General features: G+C 59.5%; 17 protein-coding genes and 5 pseudogenes. 15 read left to right on the top strand and 7 right to left on the bottom strand.

The genetic code is table 11. The features are described 5' to 3' along the window. The first annotated feature begins 284 nt into the window (after positions 1-284). From LV28_RS32280 to LV28_RS32285, 4 genes and pseudogenes are all read left to right on the top strand, one after another. A complete protein-coding gene (locus LV28_RS32280) occupies positions 285-1,799 on the top strand; it encodes a hypothetical protein (protein ID WP_160117957.1) in 1,515 nt (504 codons plus the stop codon). Positions 1,800-2,336: 537 nt separating this feature from the next. Then, positions 2,337-2,432 (top strand): annotated as a pseudogene (locus LV28_RS49660) (hypothetical protein); the annotation flags it as partial. 95 nt (positions 2,433-2,527) lie between these two features. Continuing rightward, positions 2,528-2,695: a hypothetical protein gene (locus LV28_RS48690; RefSeq protein ID WP_023595207.1), complete on the top strand. Its 168-nt coding sequence runs from the start codon at positions 2,528-2,530 to the stop codon at positions 2,693-2,695. 35 nt (positions 2,696-2,730) lie between these two features. Then, a pseudogene (locus LV28_RS32285) lies at positions 2,731-2,943 on the top strand (transposase); the annotation flags it as partial. Positions 2,944-3,025: 82 nt separating this feature from the next. Here LV28_RS32285 and istB read toward each other — a convergent pair. The 4 genes and pseudogenes from istB to istA all read right to left on the bottom strand — a co-directional run. Next, positions 3,026-3,811: an IS21-like element helper ATPase IstB gene (istB, locus tag LV28_RS32290; protein ID WP_038618124.1), complete on the bottom strand. Its 786-nt coding sequence runs from the start codon at positions 3,809-3,811 to the stop codon at positions 3,026-3,028. After that, a pseudogene (locus tag LV28_RS32295) lies at positions 3,808-4,152 on the bottom strand (IS21 family transposase); the annotation flags it as partial. The pseudogene LV28_RS32295 and the gene istB, both read right to left, overlap by 4 nt. 37 nt (positions 4,153-4,189) lie before the next feature. Beyond that, positions 4,190-5,388, bottom strand: a protein-coding gene (locus tag LV28_RS32300) for an IS3 family transposase (protein ID WP_169834586.1) whose coding sequence is annotated in 2 segments (ribosomal slippage) — positions 4,190-5,073 and positions 5,073-5,388 — 1,200 coding nt in all. Because the reading frame shifts where the segments join, the coding sequence is not laid out codon by codon here. A gap of 96 nt (positions 5,389-5,484) precedes the next feature. Continuing rightward, positions 5,485-6,159, bottom strand: a pseudogene (gene istA, locus LV28_RS32310) (IS21 family transposase); the annotation flags it as partial. A gap of 501 nt (positions 6,160-6,660) precedes the next feature. On the opposite strand from istA, the gene LV28_RS48695 reads away from it, so the two are divergent. From LV28_RS48695 to LV28_RS48700, 5 genes and pseudogenes are all read left to right on the top strand, one after another. Then, positions 6,661-6,990, top strand: a complete 330-nt coding sequence (locus tag LV28_RS48695) for a hypothetical protein (RefSeq protein WP_144347290.1) — start codon at positions 6,661-6,663, stop codon at positions 6,988-6,990. Between the two features lie 90 nt (positions 6,991-7,080). Then, positions 7,081-8,150 (top strand): annotated as a pseudogene (locus tag LV28_RS32315) (hemagglutinin repeat-containing protein); the annotation flags it as partial. A 99-nt stretch (positions 8,151-8,249) separates the two neighbouring features. Continuing rightward, the gene (locus LV28_RS32325) at positions 8,250-9,068 is read left to right on the top strand and encodes a hypothetical protein (protein WP_048806392.1); all 819 of its coding nucleotides are present in this window, start codon (positions 8,250-8,252) and stop codon (positions 9,066-9,068) included. Positions 9,069-9,263: 195 nt separating this feature from the next. Then, positions 9,264-10,354 (top strand): IS3 family transposase gene (locus LV28_RS32335; protein ID WP_115344375.1). Its coding sequence is split into 2 segments (ribosomal slippage): positions 9,264-9,522 and positions 9,522-10,354, totalling 1,092 coding nucleotides; the frame shifts between segments, so codons are not numbered across the junction. An 85-nt stretch (positions 10,355-10,439) separates the two neighbouring features. Further along, complete coding sequence (locus LV28_RS48700; protein WP_147291574.1) at positions 10,440-10,901, top strand: hypothetical protein; 462 nt, start codon at positions 10,440-10,442, stop codon at positions 10,899-10,901. Positions 10,902-11,294: 393 nt separating this feature from the next. Here LV28_RS48700 and LV28_RS32340 read toward each other — a convergent pair. Then, a protein-coding gene (locus LV28_RS32340; protein ID WP_371328142.1) for an IS3 family transposase occupies positions 11,295-12,397 on the bottom strand; the annotation gives its coding sequence in 2 pieces (ribosomal slippage) (positions 11,295-12,136 and positions 12,136-12,397; 1,104 coding nt in all). A 338-nt stretch (positions 12,398-12,735) separates the two neighbouring features. Here LV28_RS32340 and LV28_RS32350 point away from each other — a divergent pair. Then, positions 12,736-13,488, top strand: coding sequence for a YoaK family protein (locus LV28_RS32350; RefSeq protein WP_023595215.1), 753 nt, complete (start codon positions 12,736-12,738; stop codon positions 13,486-13,488). Between the two features lie 476 nt (positions 13,489-13,964). Here LV28_RS32350 and LV28_RS32360 read toward each other — a convergent pair whose 3' ends face one another. Then, positions 13,965-14,411, bottom strand: coding sequence for a rhodanese-like domain-containing protein (locus tag LV28_RS32360; RefSeq protein WP_023595217.1), 447 nt, complete (start codon positions 14,409-14,411; stop codon positions 13,965-13,967). Positions 14,412-14,529: 118 nt separating this feature from the next. On the opposite strand from LV28_RS32360, the gene ftrA reads away from it, so the two are divergent. Next, positions 14,530-15,507, top strand: coding sequence for a transcriptional regulator FtrA (gene ftrA, locus LV28_RS32365; protein WP_038618108.1), 978 nt, complete (start codon positions 14,530-14,532; stop codon positions 15,505-15,507). A 317-nt stretch (positions 15,508-15,824) separates the two neighbouring features. Here ftrA and LV28_RS32375 read toward each other — a convergent pair whose 3' ends face one another. Next, positions 15,825-16,460 (bottom strand): FadR/GntR family transcriptional regulator, encoded by a 636-nt coding sequence (locus LV28_RS32375; RefSeq protein ID WP_023595219.1) that lies wholly within the window; start codon positions 16,458-16,460, stop codon positions 15,825-15,827. A 309-nt stretch (positions 16,461-16,769) separates the two neighbouring features. Between LV28_RS32375 and LV28_RS32380 the strand changes: the two genes are divergently transcribed. The 4 genes from LV28_RS32380 to LV28_RS32395 all read left to right on the top strand — a co-directional run bounded on the left by LV28_RS32380 (position 16,770) and on the right by LV28_RS32395 (position 20,104). Next, the gene (locus LV28_RS32380) at positions 16,770-17,909 is read left to right on the top strand and encodes a cupin domain-containing protein (RefSeq protein ID WP_023595220.1); all 1,140 of its coding nucleotides are present in this window, start codon (positions 16,770-16,772) and stop codon (positions 17,907-17,909) included. A gap of 73 nt (positions 17,910-17,982) precedes the next feature. Continuing rightward, positions 17,983-19,050, top strand: a complete 1,068-nt coding sequence (locus LV28_RS32385; RefSeq protein WP_257125741.1) for an LVIVD repeat-containing protein — start codon at positions 17,983-17,985, stop codon at positions 19,048-19,050. Between the two features lie 34 nt (positions 19,051-19,084). Further along, on the top strand, positions 19,085-19,456 hold the full coding sequence (locus LV28_RS32390) for a RidA family protein (protein ID WP_023595222.1): 372 nt from the start codon (positions 19,085-19,087) through the stop codon (positions 19,454-19,456). A 51-nt stretch (positions 19,457-19,507) separates the two neighbouring features. Beyond that, positions 19,508-20,104, top strand: a complete 597-nt coding sequence (locus LV28_RS32395) for a glutathione S-transferase family protein (protein ID WP_023595223.1) — start codon at positions 19,508-19,510, stop codon at positions 20,102-20,104. Positions 20,105-20,145: the final 41 nt, after the last annotated feature.

Consider the following 20,145-nt stretch of genomic DNA (forward strand, 5'->3'; position numbering starts at 1 on the left):
ATTTTGTTTTTATTGATTTCGAAGTTTTACAGGTGCCCATATTGCAATTCTATACCGCGAGGACATCCGATTCCGTATGTGGATCTGGCTCCGGAAAGCTGCAAGGTATGCGGCCGATCATTGAGGGTGGACGATCAAGGTGATTCTTCTGACTGTGCGTGATAAATAGTGAGGTAACGGACGATTTTATATCCGCGTCGCTGTCGAGGTCCAACGGCGACGCCAACTCGGATTCGACTTTCCAGAACAACTCTGATATCAACGCGAGCAATACGGCGGTGATCGTGAGTGAAGGCACCATCACGCTGACGAACGGCGCGAACCAGACGCAGGATCTGGCGAGCCTGAATCGCGATACGTCGAATCTGAATGAAACGGTGAACCGCACACCGGATTTGCAGAACCTGCTTAACGATCAGTCACGCTTGATGGCAGCGGCGACGGCGGCTGGGGAAGCGGTGGCGCGGGATATTGGGACGTATGCGGACAAGAAGCGAGAAGCGGCGCTAAAGATGGCCGACGCCACGACCGATCCGGAGTTGAAGGCGCAGTATCAGAAGGAAGCGGACGACTGGAAGGAGGGCGGCGACTACCGTGCGGCAATGCACGCCGCTGGCGGCGCGATCATCGCGGGCTTGGGAGGCGGCAATGCGCTTGGCGGTGCGTTAGGTGCGGGGCTGACATCGAAGCTCGGCGGGACACTGAACGAACTGAGCGAGAATATTCAGAAGGCCCGTCCGACGGGAAATACCGACATCGATCAGGCGTTGGCGCAGATTGTGGCGACGGGCGTTGGTACTGCGGTGGGGGCAGCGGTTGGTGGTGGTTCGGGAGCGTTTGCTGGATATAACGTTGATCGGTTTAACCGGCAGTTGCATCCCGATGAGCGGACGTGGGCCAAAGACAACGCGAAAAGTTTCGCAGAGTTCTACGAGAGAACCACAGGAAAGGCCATAAGCCAGGGCCAAGCGGAAAACATGCTTTTGGCGAACGGCTATCGTCTTGTCGATGAAATCGCAAGCAAAGGTCCGGGCGGTGATCCGGTTGCTATCGCATACATAAATCAGGTTGCCACAGGATTGTTCCAGACAACTTCCGAAGAATTTCGGAAGCCACTTATGAATGGGAATCGGGACGGCTCGCCCACTCCTGAGCAACTCGCCCTACCCGCAGCCAGAGGGAATCCGGCGCTAGGTCTGACTGTTGTTGCTGGGGTGCTAACTGCAGGGGTCGCACCCGAGATTGCCGCGGGCGTTGTTGCGGCGTCGAGGGTATGTGCGACAAACATCGTTCTATGCATGAATCAGATTGGCATCGGCTCGGGTGAGCTCTTTGCCAGTTCTGCAATGCCGGCAGGAACTGGTGCAGCAGTTGCGATGGCAGCCAAAATCAACAACTTTTACCGAGACGGCGCTGCGCCAGAGCTCTTGCAGCAGGCATATAGGCAGGCAGCAGTAAGTTCAACGCATAATGCCGCATCGTCGGAAGTGGTACTAGGAAAGTACATCGCCGGAAGTGAGAGCTCGTATGAGGCTGTAGCTGCGTCGAGAGGTTCGACGTATTTTTCCATGTCAGACTGGAACGCCGTCCAAGGACAGATGGGGGCGGATAAGATGTGGAACATAAATCGGGCTTTCCTTGACCAGCAGATGGCACAAGGCAAGAATTTCGTCTTTACATTGGACCCAAGATCTGTAAGCGAGTTGTCATACACGGCGAAGGAGTACGATTATCTCCAGAGAAATGGGTATGTATTGCAAGAAGGGACAGGAGGGTTGTTTCATGCAATTAAAAAATGATGCGGAAAGTCTAGATCTCGTTGATCAATGCGTGATTGATTACTATCGATCTAAAGGTCGATACGTGAAGAATTTCCTTAGATCAAGGAATGACGAGTGGGGGACTCTGTACTCCCATTACCTTGTGGATCGAAAAACAGTTGTTCGCGTATCTCTCGGTCAGGATAGAGGTATTTTTCTGACTGGAATTCAAATTGGCATTGGTCCTCACTATTTTTCTCCTTCGGAATTTTGGTCTTTTGAGGATGCGGATAGGTTCAGAATGGAGGCGAGCGTGGAATCGGTTTTGGTAAATTTATCTGCTTTGGATGATTTTATATTGTGAGTAATATTTTTAATGTTTGTGTGAGGGGAATTTAAAAATACTCTTCGATTTAACTGGATTCCGAGTAACGACTAAGAGCAATTCGAGTCGTGTCACATTTGAGGAAATCTTTGTACTGGGCCGCCTCTCCCCCGGATGAAGCTGCGCCAAAAGAATTGATCCAGCGGTAACACGCATGCGCGTTGGATCGACACGCTGGCGCCGTTGCCTATAGTGCACTCGCCGTTGCTGCCGGAGGACGGCCGGTGAAACTGGTTTGTGAAGTTCTCGGCGTGTCGCGCTCGAATGTAATGGCACTGACCTGCCGAATATTTTTTTACCAAGGGTGTCTAGGGAGTTGGGGGCGGTGGTTGCACTACGCTCGCTAATCGGGGGCGGCGTCACCGTTGCTGGTAACACGGACTTGAAGAGCGCGTACATCGCGAGCACAGCGGATCCGTGGAAGAACCAACTGACGACAGGCACGCTGACGTTCTCCGACATCCAGAACCATTCCGACTACAGCGCGAACAGCTTTGGCTTTGGCGGCGGGCGTGACCTGTCCGTGAAATTTCGTACCAATGGAATCTAGAGATAATGGCTCCTCAGCTCAGACGAGGAGTTGGTATGAAGAAAAGCCGGTACAGCGACGAGCAGATCGTGCGAATTCTGCGCGAAGCGGATCGAGATACGATCCCTGAGGTGGCCAAGCGCAATGGCGTGAGCGAGGCGTCGATTTACGCCTGGCGCAAACGGTTCGGCGAGATGGTGAGCGACGACGTCAAGCGCCTCAAGACGCTTGAGGCGGAGAATCCCCGGCTGAAGCTGCTGCTGGCGGAGTCGCTGCTTGTCAACGCCGGTTTAAATCTGACCCACCTTCCGGCGTATCGCCGAAGTAAATCTGACCCACCCAGGCTCCGTGTCACGCGGCGGCTTTCGCGCCTGCGCGTGTAGTTTGTCCAGCTTTCCGTTTGTCCTTCAGCCGATAGCTTTCGCCTGCAATCTGCACGATGTGCGCGTGATGCAGCAGCCGGTCGAGCATCGCCGCAGTCAGCGTCTGGTCGTCGGCAAATGCCGTGGCCCACTGCGTAAATGGCAGGTTGCTCGTCAGCACGATGGCTCCGCGCTCGTATCGCTTGGCCACCACGTTAAAAAACAGATTGGCTTCCTCGCGTCCAAACGGCAGGTAGCCGATTTCATCGATAACCAGCAGCTTCGGGCCAACCACGGCGCGGTTAAAAAACTCCCGCAGCCGGTTCTGCTGCCGGGCTGTGGCCAACTGCATCATCAAGTCGGCGGCGGTCGTGAAGCGCGTCTTGATTCCTGCCTGTGTCGCCCGATACGCCAGGGCGCAGGCGATGTGCGTTTTGCCCACGCCAGATGGCCCGAGCAGCACGACATTCTCGGCCCGTTCGATAAACGCCAGCCCGGCCAGCTCCTGGATTTGGGCTCGCGGTGCGCCGCTGGCGAAGCCAAAGTCGTATTGCTCCAGCGTCTTGATGCCCGGCAGGGAGGCCATCTTGGTCAGCGTCTGGCGCTTGCGTTCCTCTCGGGCATCCCGTTCGGTCAGCAGTAGCTGTTCGAGGAAGTCGGCGTGACTGGCATCAGCGTTGGCAGCGTTCTGGGCCAGCACGCTCCAGTCGTTCCCGATGCGGTCCAGTTTCAGTTCGTCGCACAGCCCTGCAATGCGTTCATGCTGGAGATTCATGCTGCCACCTCCAGCAAGGCGTCGTAGACCGACAGCGGATGCTGCAGGCTTTCGCTCGGCAGCACTCGCTTAAGCCGCGTCGGTACCGGGGCTGTAATCGAGGTCGACACCGGCAACGGCAGCAGTGCCGCTTGCTCTAACGGCAGTCGAACCGACGGTTTCTCTTTCGTCGTGGCATGCACCCGGACATTCGCCACCTCGGCCAGCCAGCGGCCAATATGGCCGTTAGCCGCCTCGACATCCAGCTTCAGGCCAGATTGCTTGAGCGTCGCCGCCAGCGGCACCACGAAGCTCTGCTTCAGATACCGGTTGAAGCGCTCGACCTTGCCCTTGGTCTTGGCTGGAGTTGCCCCTGTAACTCAGGACACGTGGACACCGTTAGGTTGATGACGCCGCTGCTCGCCTGAACTCGCGAGGCGAGCGGTATTTCAGGGCTTTGTGCGGGTGGCGCTCATTGTAATGTTCAAACGCAATGGCCAGACGCGAGAGCGCCGTTGGCGCGTCGGGCTTGTCCATATAGGCGTCGTAATTGTGCTTCATGGTCTTCACGAACGATTCAGCCATGCCATTGCTCTGCGGCGAACGTACGGGCGTGGTCAGCGGCTCCAGGCCCAGCTCGCGCGCGAAGCTGCGCGTGCGATGGTCGATGTAGGCCGAGCCGTTGTCCGTCAGCCATTCGATGGCCTGCGCCGTCTGCGTGGTGCCGAAGCGCTGCTCGACGGCCGCCAGCATCACGTCGCGCACCACGTCGCCGCTATGCCCGCCGGTCGTAGCAGCCCAGCTAATCGCTTCCCGGTCACAGCAATCCAGTGCGAACGTCACGCGCAGCGGCGTGCCATCGTCGCACCGGAACTCGAAGCCGTCCGAGCACCAGCGGGTATTGCTCCTATCCACGGCCACGCGACCGTCGTGCCGCCGCTTGTCTCGCCGCACGCCGGGACGACGCAGCAACAAATGGTGCTCACGCATGACCCGATACACGCGCTTGTGGTTGATGCACGGTGCGCCGACCATCTCGCGACTGCGGCGCAGCAGCGCCCAGATGCGCCGGTAGCCGTAGGTTGGCAGATGCGCCACGTGGCCATGGATTTCCTCGACCAGTTCCGTGTCGTCGGTGGGCTTGGCACGGCGACCGTCTTGCCAGTCAGACGAACGAGCCTGCTTCACTGCCACAACAGAGCGCGCCACGCCGAGAACTTCGCAGACCGTTTTCAATGGTCGTCCCCCGGCAGCAAGGGCGAGCGCGCAATCAGGTTTTTTGAACGGCCCCATTCCACGGCTTCCTTCAGGATTTCGACTTCCATTGTCTTTTTCCCGAGCAGCCGTTGCAGCTCCTTGATTTCCTTGATGGCTGCAGCCAACTCCGATGCGGGCACTACGGTTTCTCCCGCTTTCACCGCCGCCAGACTGCCTTCCTGGTATTGCTTGCGCCAGCCGAACACTTGGTTCGGGTTCACGCCGTGCCGCCGGGCCACGGCTGACACCGATGCTCCCGGTGCCAGCGTCTCCTGCACGATGGCGATTTTTTCCTGCGCCGTGCGCCGCCGACGGCGCTCCGGCTCGGTCAGAATTTCGATGGGTTCCACGTAATGACTAGGCTTACTGATAGGCACAAGACTATCCGTTATTTTAAGAGAGTCCTTGTGTCCTCAGATACGTGGGGCCGCTCCATTGGCACGGTACGGCCTGCATACCTTCGGCGTAAATCCATACGTTTCCGCCAGCGCCAACATCTCGCCGTTCCAGCGATGATGACCGTCGCCGTAAGCATCGCGTTCGACGATGACCGACTTGGCGTTATCGAACAGCACATGCTCGGGCGTGCCGCCGAAGTAGACGAAGGCTTCTCGCAGACACTGGCACAACGTCGTGGCATCCTCGCCGCTCGTGAAACGCACGTACGTCGCCCGGCTGTAGCCCAGCGTGGCGACCAGCGCCAGCAACGGCGACCTGCCGCGTCGGATCGTGGTGAAGTCGGCTTGCATCTGTCGGCCTGGCGGCGTCTCGAAGCGCACGACCGGTTCCGGCTCCGCGTCCCTGTATGGCGCGAGGAACACCTTGAGTTGGCTGATACCGCCGTCGTAGCCTTCTTCCCGCAACTCGCGCAGCAACACCGTTGCCGGAATCCAGTGCGGCCGCGCCGCCTCGATTCGCCCAAGCAGGTACGCCTTGAACGGGTCCAGTTTGGTTGGCCGAGGCTCTCGCCCCTTATACCGGCTAGCCTTCTGGTCGCGCAGATATCGTCGGACCGTGTTCCGCGAGACACCCATCTGCCTCGCTATCTCCCGCACCGGCGCTCCGCGCCTTGCCAATACCTTGATTTCCACTGCTTGCTCCTGAGTCAGCATCGGCGGCAAAAGCCGCCATCCTCTCCCAGGTGGGTCAGATTCACTTCGGCGGGTGGGTCAGTTTTACATCGGCGCTAACAAGTATTTACGGGGAACGCGATTAGATCCGGTCAATCGCTTCCAAAGATGGTTCAACTTGGCATAAACGACGAGTTGATTCGAATTGTTCCTGTTGGGGATAATGCTGGAATTAGCTCGTTCTATATGTCGAGAGTGCAATATGATCTGCTTGTTAGCCAAGGCGCGAGCGCAACTTCGATAGCGAATTCCCTGGGTTTGCCTGCCTCAAGTTTGGCAAGCGGGAGCGTAAGAGGGTTTCAAGCGTTCTCGATTCAACCGAAGCCGGGGGTTTTGGCGACCGCTTACCAAAGCACCATCGCACCCGTCAGTCAAGGGCAATTCACAGCTTCGGGTGGGATGACGCAGTATGTTGTCCCTAACCTTGGGAATTTCACGTCGCCCGTGGCCATCCCGGGTGGAATTTTTCGCTAGGAGCTGTGAATGGATGAGTTATTGAAATATCTCAATATTAAGATTGAAATTGCGGAAAAATTGGCTGTAAAGATAGGTGAAAAAGACGAAAATATAAAAAATATTTATGAAGAGAGACTTAAATGTATTTTTGAGGATATTAAGCAAAAAAGAATAAATTTACCTAGCGATTTGTTATTTGGCTATTGGTACTACTTCAGCCCGGAGGGTCCATGGGGGGTGTGGAATAAGTATCCGGATTTGGTGGAATCAATATCGGAAATTATTAACTTACTTTGGCTTAAGGGGGGTGATGATTTCCACGCGTACTGTCGACGCAATAAAATTGATATTCGTTAGTCGAGTGTGCGAGCAATGATGTTTCGCTAGTGAACGAGGCACGCGTCGTCGTATCGGAACTACCGCAGAGCGATATACACGTCGGTCAGCGGCGGCGATCTGAACATCGCCAGCGTGCAAGACACGAGCGAGAGTTCGGCACATCAGGAGAGTATGGGTGGCGGGTTCAGCGCGAGCATGGGTGGCGCGTCGGGGAGCTTCAGCTATTCGCGCGGTAACGCTAGCGGCAACTACGCAGGTGTGGTTGAGCAATCTGGGATTCAGGCCGGGGCTGGTGGGTTCGACGTCGACGTCAAGGGCAATACGGATCTGAAGGGCGCATACATCGCCAGTACGGCAGACCCGTCGAAGAACCAACTCACGACGGGAACGTTGACGTACTCCGACATCCAGAACCATTCCGACTACAGCGCGAACAGCTTTGGCTTTGGCGGCGGGAGCACGTTCGGCAACGGGGGCGCCAACGAGCGGACGACGGGACCGAGTTCGGGCAAGAACACGGGCGGCATTGCACCGATGCTGCCGCAGTCCGAGAGCGGCAGCGAGCGTGGCGTGACCCGCAGCGGTGTGAGTGAAGGCACCATCACGCTGACGAACGGCGCGAACCAGACGCAGGATCTGGCGAGCCTGAATCGCGATACGTCGAATCTGAACGAAACGGTGAACCGAACGCCGGATTTGCAGAACCTGCTTAACGATCAGTCACGCTTGATGGCAGCGGCGACGGCGGCCGGGGAAGCGGTGGCGCGCGATATCGGGACGTATGCAGATAAGAAGCGAGAAGCGGCGCAAAGGCTGGCCGACGCCACGACCGATCCGGAGTTGAAGGCGCAGTATCAGAAGGAAGCGGATGACTGGAAGGAGGGCGGCGACTTCCGTGCGCAATGCACGCCGCTGGTGGCGCAATAATTGCAGGCTTGGGAGGGGGCAATGCGCTCGGTGGTGCGTTAGGTGCAGGGTTGACGTCGAAGCTCGGCGGAACACTGAACGAACTGAGCGAGAGCATTCAGAAGGCCCACCCGACGGGCAACGCCGATATCGATCAGGCATTGGCGCAGATCGTGGCGACGGGCGTTGGTACTGCGGTGGGGGCGGCGGTTGGTGGGAGTTCGGGAGCGTTTGCCGGGTATAACGTTGATCGGTTTAATCGGCAGTTGCATCCGAATTAGCGGCAGTGGGCTAAAGACAATGCGAAAAGCTTTGCAGAGTTTTACGAGAACACTACAGGAAAGGCCATAAGCCAGAGCCAAGCGGAAAACATGCTATTGGCCAACGGTTACCGATTAGTCGACGCATCTGCTAGCAAGGGGCCGGGAGGTGATGCAGTTGCGGTGGCATATATCGGCAAGAACGCCGGTAGTATGTTCACAGCGACTGCCGCCGAGTACAAGAATCCTTTCCTGTACGGAAACAAGGACGGTTCGCTAACGCCGGAGCAACGGGCATTGCCGGGAGCCATTGCTAATCCTAAACTCGGCCTTGCTATTGCGGGCGCGTTGGCGGTGCCGGCGGTCCTTCCTGCATTGTCAGCCATACCGGGGGCGCCGATCTTCGGGGTTGACGGGGCATTGGGGTCGACAGCATGGACTTCGGCAGCAGGAACCGGCACGATTAGCGCGGGCATCAATGCTGGCTCGCAGTATTACCAGAACGGGACAGTCAATCCCGTTGATGTAGCCATTGCCGCGATATCGGGAGGCGTTGGCGTATACGGCGGGCTGGGATGGAACGCGTTGGTGAATGGCGCGGGCGGTGCGATAGGCACGGCGATCAATAACGCCGTATTCGGTAAGCACGATAGCATTATGTTTGGTGGCTTAGTGAGCGGCGTTAGCGCGGTCTTCGGCTATGGTGTTGGCAAAGATATGGAGACGCGGATCAACTCCATTCTGCGGCCCACGATCAACGGTTCGGGCTGGGCGGATGTCGGAAAATGGGCAGGGCCGTCGGGATTGAACTTCCTGTTACCGAACAATTTGGGTGTAATCGGGGCCGGCGTAGCCGGCGGGTCAGGTTCTGAGGCGGCGAGCGCCGCAATAAATGGTGTCAAGGATCGAATGGAGTCTGCAAAAAAATGATGCGTTTAGTGCTCCTACTGCTATTGGCCTATGCCCTGTCGATGCTATGTTTCGCGGCGATCAAAGTATCGTCTGTCCTGATGGCTGAAATATTTTACGGTGGAGCGTATCGGTGGGGAATGGATGACGCGACGTCTCCCCCGATTTGAGTATCGCGGCGATTTAGAGTCCAATCACGTGGTCAGGAGATTGGACATGAAGAAGCGATTCACCGAAGAACAGATCATTGGCTTCCTGAGGGAAACTGAGACTGGCATCCCGATCAAGGATTTATGCCGTCGGCATGGCTTCTCGGAGGCCAGCTACTACCTCTGGCGCAGCAAGTTTGGTGGCATGAGCGTGCCGGACGCGAAGCGATTGAAGGAGTTGGAAGCCGAGAATGCCCGGCTGAAGAAGCTGCTGGCGGAATCGCTGCTGGAAAACGAAGTCACTCGCGAGGCATTGCGAAAAAAGTGGTGAGCGCACCATCTCGCCGGGAGTTGGTGCGCTATATGAGCGAGCAGGGCTTGAGCGAACGCCGAGCCTTGCGGGTAGTCGGCATGAGCGCCAGCGCCTATCGTTATCGACCGGCTCCGGACCGGAACGCGGCTTTGCGAGCACAGATCGTGGCGCTGGCTCAGCGGCATCGCCGTTACGGTTCGGGAATGATTTATCTGAAGCTGCGCCAGTCAGGGCAGGCGGTCAATCACAAGCGGGTCGAGCGCCTGTATGCGGAAGAGAAATTGCAGGTGCGTCGCCGCAAGCGAAAGAAAGTACCCGTCTCAGATCGCCAGCCGTTGGGGCGGCCGTCGGCGGCCAATCAGGTCTGGTCGATGGATTTCGTGTTCGACCGAACCGCCGAAGGCCGTGTGATCAAGAACCTGACGGTGGTTGATGATGCAACGCATGAGGCGGTCGCCATCGTGCCGGAGCGGGCAATCAGCGGAAATGGACTGACGCGCATTCTGGATCGAGTGGCATTGCATCGTGGTCTGCCACAGGCAATTCGCACTGACAACGGCAAGGAATTTTGCGGGCGTGCGATGCTGAACTGGGCGCACGTACGAGGTGTGAAGCTATTCCTGATTGAGCCAGGCAAGCCGAACCAGAACGCCTACATCGAATCGTTCAACGGGCGATTTCGGGATGAATGCCTTAACGAGCACTGGTTCACCAGTTTGTCGCACGCAAAGGTCGTGATCGAATCCTGGCGGCGGGAGTACAACGAGGAGCGACCGAAGAAATCACTGGGCGGATTAACCCCAGCAGCGTATGCCCAGATACTGACAGGAAAGCAGTTACATTAACCCTCGGACTCTAAAGCCTGGTGCTACTGAATACGGGGGGACGTCGCCGGTTGCCGAGAATGGCATCAAAGTTGTCGCCGGCGGTATGGCAATAGCCGGAGGTTTTGCCGCCTGTTCAAGCTTGGTTGGATGCGCGCTGGGTGGACCAACTGCGGTGTTTGGCGGGAGTGAAACGATTGAAGGAGTGACCGGACTCTATAGGTTTGCGACTGGCAGCGGTCCTGCGGGCTTTAACCCAGTGCGTGATTTGCTAGTTGCGAACCTGCCAGTTGGTTGGGGAAACGTCACCTATGACGTTGGCGCGTTGGGGGCAAATATGCTGAGTCTTGGTATCCGCATGCCATACAACATTGGATTCACGGATGGAGTTAATCGATCAAAGTCGATATTTGGTGTGACAACGTCAAAATGGAATAACCCAATGCTAAACCCGATGACCAAACAGCAGTTACCGTCATATGTGGGGCAAGGAATATTGACGTACGGAATTGGTTCGAAGGGCGTGAAGATATTTAATGATATCCAAGAATCTAAAAATGAGCGTTAACCGTATGGCCGCGTCGATCCGCTTGCTACTTATCGTCGGTGGAGCATTTCTATGTTCCAGTGCCTTCTGGGGGGCAATCGTCGTTATTGTGGCACGTAGAGTGTTCGGCACAAATAACGAATATATGCTCCTGGGAATGTTTGTCGTGACATCGGCAATTTGTTTGTATTTTTGCATTAAATTTTTCTTGCGGTGCGGGCGAAAAAGGGGGTGAACCTAAATGGAGTCGACCCTGTAATCCCGGACACAGCGTCACGCTAAGGTTGCTGAATCCATCATGTCCAATCTCGAGACTACGTGATTGGACTCTAAATCGCCGCGTTACTCAAATCGGGGGCTGATCCGCTTGGGTTTTCTGTGCCAAATCCAGAGCGAGTTTTTCGGCGTATCGGGTCAAGTCGGCCCGGGTAAACCCACCAATTGGCGGGCGAAATCGGCCGGCGCCAGCTCTTTGAGAGCTGAGTGAGGCCGACTCTCGTTGTAGTCCGCGCGCCATGCCTCGATAGTCGCCTTCGCTTCGTCCAGCGTCTCGAACCAATGCAAGTTCAAACACTCGTCACGGAATGATCCGTTAAACGTCTCAATGTGGCAATTGTCCGTGGGCTTTCCTGGGCGGCTGAAATCGATTTTCGACTTGTGGTGATATGCCCACATGTCGAGCAGTCGCCCGGAAAACTCACTGCCGTTGTCTACGAAAATATGCCGAGGAGCGCCGCGTCTGGCCGCGATTCGATTGAGCGCCGACACCACATGCTCTCCCCTCAACCGTTGACCAACTTCGATGGCCAGGGCTTCTTTCGTGAATACATCGACAACTGTCAGCATGCGAAACTTCGAGCCATCTGCGAGTTGATCGGCGACGAAATCCATACTCCAGGCATCATTCGGTTTGCTCGGCACGATTTTCTGCACGCGCGTGACGACCATCTTGCGGCGCTTGGGCAGTTTCGATCGCAATTGCAATTGCTCTTCGCAATACAGCCGGTATGCTTGATCCCTGCCCAACTGCCAGCCTTCACGCCGTAGCAGTACATGCACGCGCCGATAGCCATAGCGCACCCGCGTATAGGCAATTTCGCGCATGCGGGCACGAAGCTCGGGCCGAGGATCTTTCACGCTTTGGTAGTACTGCGTGCTGCGAGGTTGCTTCACCAAACGACAGGCCCGCCTCATCGTCAATCCATAGTGGCTTATCACGTAATCCACCACGTCTTTCCTCAGCGCGGGCCGGGCCACTTTTTTGAAGCAACATCCTGCAGAATGGCCTTGTTCAGGCTTAGCTCGGCCACTAGCTTCTTGAGCCGTGCGTTCTCGTCTTGCAACTGTTTGAGCTCACGTACCTGGTCTGACTGCATACCGGCATATTGCTTCTTCCAGCGATAAAACGTCTGCTCCGAAATACCGACGTGACGGATGAGATCGGCCACCGGCATTCCCAACTCGGCCTGCTTCAGTACCGCCACAATCTGCTCGACTGAAAAGCGCTTGCGTTTCATAGCAAACTCCTCCTTTTTCCAAGGGTAAAGTTTGCCGAAAAACTAACGGCCCAGGTGGCCCAGAATTCTCATTGCAGATCACCCGCCAATTGGTGGGTTTACCCGGGCCGACTTGACCCGATACGCCGGAAAACTCGCTCTGGATTCTGCCCAGAAAACCCAAGAGGATCAGGGAGGGCTGGTCAGTGACGTTGAGGCGCAGGCAAGGGACAGCGTGCCCCATACCCTTGCCATGCAGGGTTTCTTGAGTGCCACTTGCACGAACTGATTCCTACTGGAGTCCCCGGCGGGAGTAAAATCGTTGCCACGCTATCTCGCGTATGCAATGCAGGTGCGCAATGCCGATCAACTATCTACGTGGTTTCACACATCCGGCACGAACCGACGCGGCCAATCGGCGTCTCGGCCGGTGGCTGGCGTTTGTCGCCGGGGCGGCCAATGCCGGCGGTTTTCTGGCGATGGGACAGTACACGTCCCATATGTCGGGCGTCGTGGCGTCGCTTTCCGATAATCTGGCACTTGGCCAGATTGTCCTGGTCCTCACCGGACTCAGCGCGCTCCTGGCGTTTCTCACGGGGGCGGCCACCTCGGCGGTACTCATCAACTGGGGCCGCCGCCATCACACCAACAGCGAGTACGCTGCGCCGCTGATGCTCGAGGCCATGCTGCTGCTGTGTTTCGGCTTCGTCGGGGCGAATCTGGCGCACCACCATTGGCTGTTCGCGCCCGGAACCGTAGCGCTGCTCTGCTTCGTCATGGGCTTGCAAAATGCAATCATCACCAAGATTTCGAAAGCGGAGATTCGCACGACCCACGTCACGGGTCTGGTGACGGACATTGGCATCGAGCTCGGAAAGCTGCTTTACTGGAATCGCTCGCAAGCCTCCCCGGACCGCAAGCATGTGAGCGCCAACCAGGCGAAGCTACACCTGCTGTCGTCCTTGCTGGGCATGTTCTTTATCGGTGGCCTCGCCGGTGCGCTCGGCTTCAAACATCTCGGTTTCGTCTCGTCGGTCCCGCTGGCCATCGCGCTCGTCGTGCTGGCCATCGTGCCGCTGCTGGACGATTTCTCCCATCGGGCGCACCCGTGATTCGGCAGGCGACAGGGCGCGAGCACGGACGAGGTTGTTGACACACACATGCCAGGCCCACATGCCAAGCCCGCATGATCATGCCGGCGGGCACGGCGGCAAGCACAACGGTCCGTCGCGTTTGCCGGCACCCGCGCAACCCGTCGCGCCGCGCCCGGATCGCGCACTTCCACGGGGACCGAACGCCCGACTGACCAGCCGAACTCGACCCAGAACGGCAGCATGCCGAGTCGCCTGAGGCACGCGTGATACACCGCGAGCGCGACCGACAGACCATATGGCGTGCAACGTTTGCTGGGCAGTCATGTACGGCTGCCAGACGTGCCGCGTCGGACGCTCCACTCCCGCGAACATCAGCAGATTCTGGTGGCGCAGCATGCGCCCAAACGCCTCGACATCGTCAAGCGAGACGATAAGCGTCGTTTCCGGATTCACGCTGTCGACGATCACCTGCGCGTCATCGAGCGTCGTGAGCGTCATCGAGCGTCCTGTGCGCCAGCAGTCCGAAAGCTGGCCGAGGTCGACAGTTCGAACCCCTCGTCGATCCAGCCGGTGATGCCGCCGATCATGATCTTCACTGGTCGGCCGAGCTGGGCAAGTCGGATCGCGCCTCGCGTGGCACCGTTGCAGTGGGGCCCCGCGCAGTAAGTGACAAACAAGGTGTCGGCCGGAAAATCGGCTAGTTTCGACGCAACGAGCTTTCCGTGGGGGAGGTTAACGGCACCCGGCACGTGCCCTCGGGCGAACAGCGCCGGGCTTCGAACGTCGAGCAGGACGAATCCGGGGGCGCCACTGGCTAGCGCGCTGGAAACATCCCAGCAGTCGGTTTCGAATTGCAAGGACGTCTGGAAATGATCGAGCGCGCGGGCGCTGTCGGCGGCGGGGACTGCGGTGACGGCGTTGGTCACGTGGCTTGTAGACATGGTCGAATTTCCCGTGGTGAGGGTGATGGGAGAGAACGCGATCCTTCAGTGCCCATTCTGTGCCCGCGCGGCGCACGGGGTAAGTGGCGTAATCGACAACATCCGGTAACATTACGCCATGAACCCACATTTCGTTGTCGCGCTGGCGTACGACCGGCTCTGTACCTTCGAATTCGGCTGCGTGACCGAGTTGTTCGCGCTGGAGCGCCCGGAGCTCGGCGTCGAGTGGTATCGCTTCGCTGTCTGCGCGGCCGAACCCGGTCCACTGCGCGCGGCCGGGGCAATCACGATCGGCGCGCCCTACAAGCTTGGGTTGCTCGATCGGGCGGATACGATCGTCGTGCCAGGGTGGCGCGATCCGGACGAAGTCCCGCCCGAGCCACTGCTCAGGAAGATTCGTGCCGCGTATCGGCGCGGCGCCCGGCTTTGCACCATCTGTTCCGGGGTATTCGTGCTGGCGGCCGCGGGGGTGCTCGACGGCAAGACCGTCACCACCCATTGGCGCTATGCGGAAAAGTTGCAGCGGCGCTACCCGAATGTGCGTGTGCAGCCGGATGCGCTGTATGTGGATGAAGGACAGATCGTCACGTCGGCGGGATCGGCGGCGGGACTCGACATGCTGATCCATTTGGTGCGGCGCGACTACGGCAGCCCCGTGGCAAACCGGGTAGCGCAGCGGCTGGTGCTGCCGCCGCATCGTGAAGGTGGACAGGCGCAGTTCGTCCCCCGGCCAATGCCGCCGGACGGAAGCAGCCGGCTGGCCAGGCTGATGGACTGGGTGCGCGAGCATCCTGCCTTGCCCCACACGCTGCAATCGCTCGCCGAACGGGCCGCGATGAGTCCGCGCACGTTGCAGCGCCAGTTTCAGGACGCGACAGGCATGGCGCCGTACGAGTGGCTCGTGCGCGAGCGCGTGAGCGTGGCGCGCGAGATGCTGGAAGCGGAAACGCCCCCGACGATCGCGCGTATCGCCGAGCTGGCGGGGTTCGGTTCGGAGGAATCGCTGCGCCGGCACTTTCGGCGTCTGGTCCTGACCAGTCCGGCGGCATATCGGGAAAAGTTCGGTCATGGTGCCGGGGGGGCGGCCAACCGGTAAAATGGCGGCGCAATGGCACGACGATGTCATTCTTACCCAGGATCCCCGGAGGGCCTCATCAATGCGCAAACTCGCTTTTCTGCTTCTTGCCAGCACGGTGCTGCTGGCCAGCTGTGCCGTATATCTTCCCGACGATGGTCCGCATGGCGGTCGCGGCGGTCCCGGCAATGGTTTCTGCCCGCCGGGCCAGGCAAAGAAGGGGAACTGCTGACGCGAAACGCGGCGCGCATGCCATTGCCGCAGCCCGCGGCCTGGGCATGACCGGCGCCGTCATTCATTGCGTCGACGCGCCTGCCGAACGCGGCATCGCTGACGGCTCAGCCGCCCTGACTTCCCGGCACCATCCGCGCCATGATCTGCTCGCGCACACGAATCAAGTGTTCGCGCATTGCCGTTTCGGCCAGGTCCGGCGCCCGATCGCGAATCGCGTCGGCGATCGCCTGATGCTCGATGTCGCGCTGACGGATACGCTCGGGGCAGTGCGGCATGGGTTGTTGCACGTGCAGGCGAACGTCCGACCCGACCCGTCGGACGATCTGATAGATGTCCGCCGCCAGCGCATTGCCCGAGGCCGCTGCGACCGCGCGGTGAAATGCCAGATCGGTGGAGCCGCGGTCGGCCCCCGGTGGCGTGGACGCCGCACGCTCGATTCGCGCGATCTCGACCGGGGTCGCGCGTACCGCCGCCAGACGCGCGAGGAACGGCTCGAGCGCCAGCCGCAGTTCTATCACTTCGAGCACATTCGTGCGCCCGGCCAGTATTTCGCCGCTGCGCTTCGACTGACCCTCACCGCGCCCCCGCGGTGACTCCAGTTCGCCTTCCTCGCGCAACACCTTCAGTGCATTGCGCAACTGATGACGCTTCACGCCCAGTTCGTCGGCCAACTGCCGCTCCGCCGGCAAGGCGTCGCCGTTGGCGAGGCGGCTTCGCAGACTTTCAACCAAATCGACCATAGCTATTTTCTCCACTACAACCAGTGGGTTTGGTTGCACGCCAAAAATTCTACCGAGGCAGCATGATAGCGGAATTCACAACCATCGGCTAACACGGCGAGGTCTTGTTTTTTAGTAATTCACGTGAATTATTCGGTGTCGATGTGCGAATCTCGAGATTGCGCCAAGACTGTTTTGGTTCAACCAAACTAACAACCAAATAATATCAACCATAATAACCAAATACATTTTTGGTTGACACAAAAAATTTGTATTGATCTAATCGTTTGCATCGGCAGTCAGTGAAACCCCACCCGGAGGTAGCACAGCATGATGCAAGCCACGCAGCAAGCCGCTGGTCGCGCGAGCGAGCAGGAGATGCGGCAGATGTACGAGGAAATCGGCAACGCGCACCTGTTTCCGTTCTGGGCGCGTAGCGCCGACGTCGAACACGATGAAATCCGGCAACTGATGCAAGGCCAGCGCGCCGTGCCGTATCTGTGGCGCTATCGGGAGGTGCTCGAGCCATTGCTGCAGCGCTCGGCGCGCCTGATTTCCACGGCGGACTCCGACCGGCGCTCGCTGATTTTGACTAATCCCGGACTCAAGCCCCGACGCGCGACGGTGACCACGCTGTACACCGCCTACCGCCTGAACGATCCGAACGAGATCATGCCGCCGCACCGGCACACCGCGAGCGCCATTCGCCTCGGTTTGACAGGTGCCCAGAACTTTACGGGCGTCGAAGGCGAGGACGTGGTGTTCGGCCCGGGCGACATGGTGCTCACGCCGCGCGACACGTGGCACAACCACGGCAATGTGGGCAGCGAACCGGCCATCAACCTGTCGGTGCTCGATTACCCGCTCGTCGAAACGCTCAACGCGCTGTCGTTCGATCACGATTACAGCGAGGGCGGAGCGGTCATGCGCAAGCAGTCGGCGCGCTTTCCCGCCGATTACTCCGCCATTACCTACGGTGCGGGCGGGTTGATGCCGCGCTTCGTCGACCATCGACGCGGCGCAAACGGTTCCTCGCCGATGTTCATCTACCGCTACGAAGCCGTGCGCGAATTGCTGGAGAAGCATCGCGAGTGGGCCGAGAACCCCTACGAAGGATTGCGCATCGAGTACGTCGATCCGCTTCGCGGCGGCCCGGTCTACAAGACGATGACCTTCTTCATGCAGATGCTGCGTCCGGGCGAGCGCACCTTGCCCATGAAGCAGACGGCCAGCCTGCTCGTGTCGCCGCTGGAGGGGGCCGTGCGTGCAACGCTCGATGGCGAGGCGTTCGAGACGCATCAGTTCGACACGCTCGCCGTGCCGGGCGGCACGTGGGCCGAATACGAGAACACGAGCGCCACGCAACCGGCCATCGTGTTCATTGCGAGCGACGAGCCCGCATTGCGTGCGTTCGGCCTGCTCCAGCGCTGGGGCAAGACCGCCGGCGGCGACATCATGCTGCTCGACTGAGGGGAGTCGCCATGGCCAAGGCGTGGAACACGCGGCGGGTGAGTCACATCGACTGCCCTGGCGGCGGGCAGGTGTGGATCGACCGGAACATCCTGTACGTCTCGCACATGCGCCCCCCGCCGGAACGTCGATCTACGACGTGTCGGATCCGAAGCATCCGCGGCTGCTTGCCACGCTCGAAGTGCCGATGGGCTGGCATTCGCACAAGGTTCGCGTGCAGGACGGCGTGATGCTCGTGAACTACGAGAAGTTTCGCGAAGGTGCGCCCGAATTCGGTGGCGGGCTGGGTATTTTCGATGTCACGCGCCCGTCGGAGCCGCGTCCGATCTCGCGTTGGTACTCCGGCGGCGAAGCCGGCGGCGTGCACCGGTATGACTTCGACGGTCGCTACGCGTATATCTCGCCGACCGCCGAGGGCTTCGTGGGCAACATCGTCAAGATCCTCGATCTGGCTCGTCCCGAGCAGCCCGAGGAGGTCGGCCGCTGGTGGATCCCCGGGCAGAACGTCGGCGCCGGCGAAGCCTATCCGTGGGACGACTACGTGCGTCCTCGCTGCCATCACCCGCTGCGCATGGGCGATCGTCTCTACGTGTCGTACTGGCACCATGGTTTCTTCATCCTGGACATCTCCGACATGTCGGCGCCGAAGCTCGTCTCGGGCCTGAACAGCAGTCCCGCGCATCCGCACCCGACGCATACCGCCTTGCCGATCCCGGGCATGGTCAAGGGACGCCGGGTCATGGTGGTGGCCGACGAGGACGTGGCAAAACTGCGGCCGTCACCGCCGTCGTTCGCCTGGATCTACGACATTACCGACGAGCGCCAGCCGATGCCGATCTCGACGTTTCAGGTCGAGGGCGTCGACCCCGATGGCATGCCTCGCGAGCCAATGTCGGGCTGCCACCAGCCCTCCGAACGTTTCGTGGGGACGACGCTGCCGTTCGCGTGGTTCGCCAGGGGCATGCGGCTGGTCGACATCGCCGATCCGTTCGCCCCGAAGGAGATCGCGTACTACGAACCGGATCCGCCCGCCGGCTGCGAGCGCGCCTCGTCCAACGACGTGACGATCGACGATCGCGGTCTGGTGTACCTGCTCGACCGGCAGCAGGGCATCGACATCATCGAGTGCTTCCCGGGATGACGCTTCGCCCCGGACAACGACAACGAGGACGGCAATGACGATTTCGGTACATGGCAAGCGCAACCCGAACCTTCCGTTTCACCCGGCCGTGCGGGCCGGCGACTACGTGTTCGTGTCGGGCCAGGTAGCCAAGGACGAGGACGGCGGCATGATCAGCGGCACGATCGAGGAAGAGACGCGCGCCACGATTCTCGCCGTGCAACGGGCGCTGCGCGCGGCCGGATGCGATCTGGCCGATGTGGTCAAGGCCACCGTCTACCTGGAGGATGCGCGCGACTTCGGCCGCTACAACGGCGTGTTCAAGGAGTTCTTCCCGGACGGACGTCTCGCGCGCACCACGGTCGAGGCGCGCGCCGTGATCACCACGCGAATCGAGATCGAATGCATCGCCTACCGGCCGCTGTGAGCCACGCCGGCCCGTCGCGACACCCACCGAACATCACCTGAGGACACCGACATGATCAAGCTTTACGGACGCGCCACTTCGGGCAACGTGCAAAAAGTCATTTTCCTGCTCGAAGAACTGGGGCAACCCTACGAACGGCTCGACTACGGTCGCCAGTTCGGCAACACCGGCACCCCCGAATATCTTGCCATGAACCCCACCAACAAGGTACCGACGCTGGCCGATGGCGAGCTCGTGATTTGGGAGTCGAACACGATCCTGCGCTACCTCGCGAGCCGGCAGGCGTCGTCGCTGTATCCCGCCGATCCGGCGCAACGCACTTTTGTCGAGCGATGGATGGACTGGACGCTCGCGTCGCTCAACCCCGTTTATCTCGCCGGCTTCAAGGACGCGAAGAAGCCGAGGGAGGCGCAAGCGGCCGATACGGGACCGAACCTCGCCGCCGAGCTGACGATCCTCGACAAGCACCTGCGCGAGGTGCCGTGGTGTGCCGGACAGGCGATCAGTCTTGCCGACATCGCACTGGCGCCGCTGGTCAGGCGCTGCGTGAACTTCCCGTTCGATTTGCCGGCGCTGCCCGGCATCGCGGCATGGCTCGGGCGTATCGAAGCGCGCCCCGCGTTCGCGAAGGCGACCAGCGCCGGCTGACGCGCGACTGCGCGAGGTCGTCGATGCACGATGGCGTTCGC

Origin of the sequence: Pandoraea pnomenusa (assembly GCF_000767615.3) — a bacterium.
Classification (GTDB): domain Bacteria; phylum Pseudomonadota; class Gammaproteobacteria; order Burkholderiales; family Burkholderiaceae; genus Pandoraea; species Pandoraea pnomenusa.